Below are 2,988 nucleotides of genomic sequence, written 5' to 3' on the forward strand. Positions count from 1 at the left end.
ATTGCTTTATTAATGTTTTATGATATACGTAAACATTGTAAACGAGAAGAAAAAGAAGAAGTTAAAGAACCTTATAGAGGAAAGAAAAAGAAAAAAAAGAAGAAGAAAAAGAGAAAATAATAAGTATAAGATATTAATAATGAAGGGCTATGTTTTAAAACATAGCCTTTAATTTTTGTTAAGATAAACATATTTAGTAGTAGAATAAGATTTTCTTAAATTTTCTGGTTTCTTTAACTTACCCAAAGACTGTTTTTCTTTCAAGGTACCAATACTCACAATCATAAATCTCTTTCCCATTTTAAGGGAGATTATCTATATTTAATTTGAATATCTATTAAATTTTACATCAATGTTACATCTTAGAAAGGATATTAATATAACTAGATCCTATACTACATAAGTAGCTATACGTCAGAAGTATAATCTTAATATTTAAAAGGAGTAGAAAAATGAAAAATTATATAAAGATAATTACTACTGCTCTTTTATTAGGCTTAGGGATATTTTTTATTACAGGATATGAAAGGATAGGTATACAAGATAGTATTAACAATTATAAAGGTATGATTAATGTAACCAATAATAAGAATGAGATGAGATACAGAAATATTTTTGCTAAAAGGTCTCAAAATGAAGTTAGAAAACTTCTTATTAAGTATGGATTTCCAGAAGAAATTGTATATAAATATATAAAGCTTCTTAATAGAGTCTAATCAATACTATGAAAGTGAACACCCATTAAATATAGTTATGAGGAACTAAACTCATTAACTCCACATTACAAAGACGATGAATTTTCAAAAGTATGGTAAGAAGATTTTGAAAATAATTATTTCTATATGAATTGGTGTACTGTAGTTTATATTCTTTATAAAGGTTATTTTAGTACAAATTCTGAAAAGTAAGTTAATTGAGTTTGAAAATGGGTGAATTAATTATAGATTTAAATTTAAAACTAAAAACTAATATATGAAAGGGTAAAAAAATGCTAAAAAAAGCTAGACAACTATTTATTTGTTTATTAAGTATTACCATGCTAATTATATTTTCTCCATCTAAAGCATATGCTTCTTTAGTAATTGGAGGAGATGACTTTGAAATAATTGGTGAGGATATGATTAAAGAAAACACATCTGAATCGGATAAACCATATTTTTCTTTGGTTGAAGTTATGGAAAAACTAGGTGGAATTAAATCAGATAATAAAAAAAATAATACATTTCAGTATGTAATTTCAGATAAGAAAGAAAAAGATATCATAACTTTTGATAAAAATACCTCTAATATAAGTATAAATGGTATATTGTTAAAAGATAAATACTATGAGAAAGATAATAAAATATATGCGCCTTTTAGTATTTTTGATGAAATGAATACTTCTAGCATTGTAGAGTCTGGACTTATGGATACACTTATTGTATCACCATCTAATCCTAAGTATAATGATGTAACTGTTTATAACTTAGGTAAAGATAAATATTTATTATCAGATAATATATATAGTATATTAAATGAAGAAGATACATCAAAATATATGATATATAATAATACAGGTTCTATTACTGTTCCAAAGGGTAAAAAATTACCTCTTGTAATTTTCCTACATGGTTCATATCAAGGAACTGGACTATCAACATATTTTGATATTGGTTTTTCGGATAATATGAAGGCATTAGCCAAAGAAGGGTTCGTATCACTTGGTCTGAATTTAACACCCGTATACTCTTTAGAATCATTTGATTCTAATAGAAATTCACTATATAATGAACAAAAAGATTTATTTAGTAAAATATTAAAAAAACATATACAATCCCTAAAAGATGCTGTTAATAAAGGTAATAATATCTATGGCTTTGATATGAAAGATAAAGTTGATTTCAATAATGTTATTCTTGTTGGACATTCAAGAGGTGGTCAAAACCTATTTTTAGGTGATAAAATCTTAAAAGAAATGGGACTTAATATTAAAGGAAATATTTCTATAGCACCAGCAAACTACTGGCCAGCTTTTGATAAATATCCTGATATTCCTACTGGAATCATATTACCTCAACTTGATGGAGATGTTGTTACATTAGATGGACGTCAAATATTTGATACAATTCGATTACAAAAAAGGAAAAATGATCTTCAACTAATATATTTATATTCTGCTAATCATAATAACTTTAATAGTGTGAATTTTGATGAAGATAATTCATTTATTGATGAGGAGGGGAATATACTAAAAGAACCTATGTCAGGTGAAGATCAACGAGATTTTACAAGTAAATATATTGTAGATTTTGCTAAATCAAGTATTAAAAAAGGTAATTTATCATCAATATCACCTAGTGAAGATGGGATTTTATATAACCAAAAGGTTTTAATGAGTCTTGTTAAAGGTGGAAGTAAATCATTGTTTGATTCAACTTCTAACTCTGATTTTGGAATTATTTCTGGAAATTTCAAAAAAATTATAGCAAGTAAAGATAAAGAAAAAAATACTGCAGGAGATATAAGATTACCAGGAGTATCAGACTATTATCCTCTTGTATCACTTGAATTTAAAAATAAAAAAGATAAGGTTAGTTTTAAACTTAAAAATAATAATGATTTTACAAAATTTGATACTCTTTCTTTTGAAATTATGCAAGATTCAACATCTCCTATTAACAAAGAAAAAAATCAAATTCTAGATATAACCATTATTGACAAAAGTGGTGCCTCGCATACTATTTCTACAAAACCAAATAGCTATGCATTAGAGTATCAACCTGGCAAAATGGCCAGTATATTACTTGGTTATGAAGAAGCTGAAACAATGTATTCAAATATTACACCACTTTCAACGCTTATGATTCCTCTGGATGAATTTGATGATAAAATAGATATTTCAAATATTTCTACAGTTGAAATTTCACCATCTAAATCAACTAAAGAAGGTAAATTTATGTTACAAAGTATGTATTTATCTTCTATAAATAAGGATAATAACCCAAATAA

The 2,988-nt window shown here is 25.6% G+C and carries 2 protein-coding genes; both read left to right on the forward strand.

Features of this window, described 5'->3' with window-relative positions; all coding sequences use genetic code 11:
• Positions 1 to 452 precede the first annotated feature (452 nt).
• The gene (locus tag J7G74_RS09980; RefSeq protein ID WP_297134792.1) at positions 453 to 716 is read left to right on the forward strand and encodes a hypothetical protein; all 264 of its coding nucleotides are present in this window, start codon (positions 453 to 455) and stop codon (positions 714 to 716) included.
• Between the two features lie 272 nt (positions 717 to 988).
• On the forward strand, positions 989 to 2,988 hold a 2,000-nt coding region (locus J7G74_RS09985; protein ID WP_297134794.1), incomplete at its 3' end, for a hypothetical protein.

It is taken from the genome of Terrisporobacter sp., from assembly GCF_017888745.1.
In the GTDB taxonomy this organism is placed as follows: Bacteria; Bacillota; Clostridia; order Peptostreptococcales; family Peptostreptococcaceae; genus Terrisporobacter.

What these genes read in the sequence shown, in the direction of transcription:
- J7G74_RS09980 (WP_297134792.1), top strand. Translation starts at nt 453, where the DNA reads ATGAAAAATTATATAAAGATAATTACTACTGCTCTTTTATTAGGCTTA.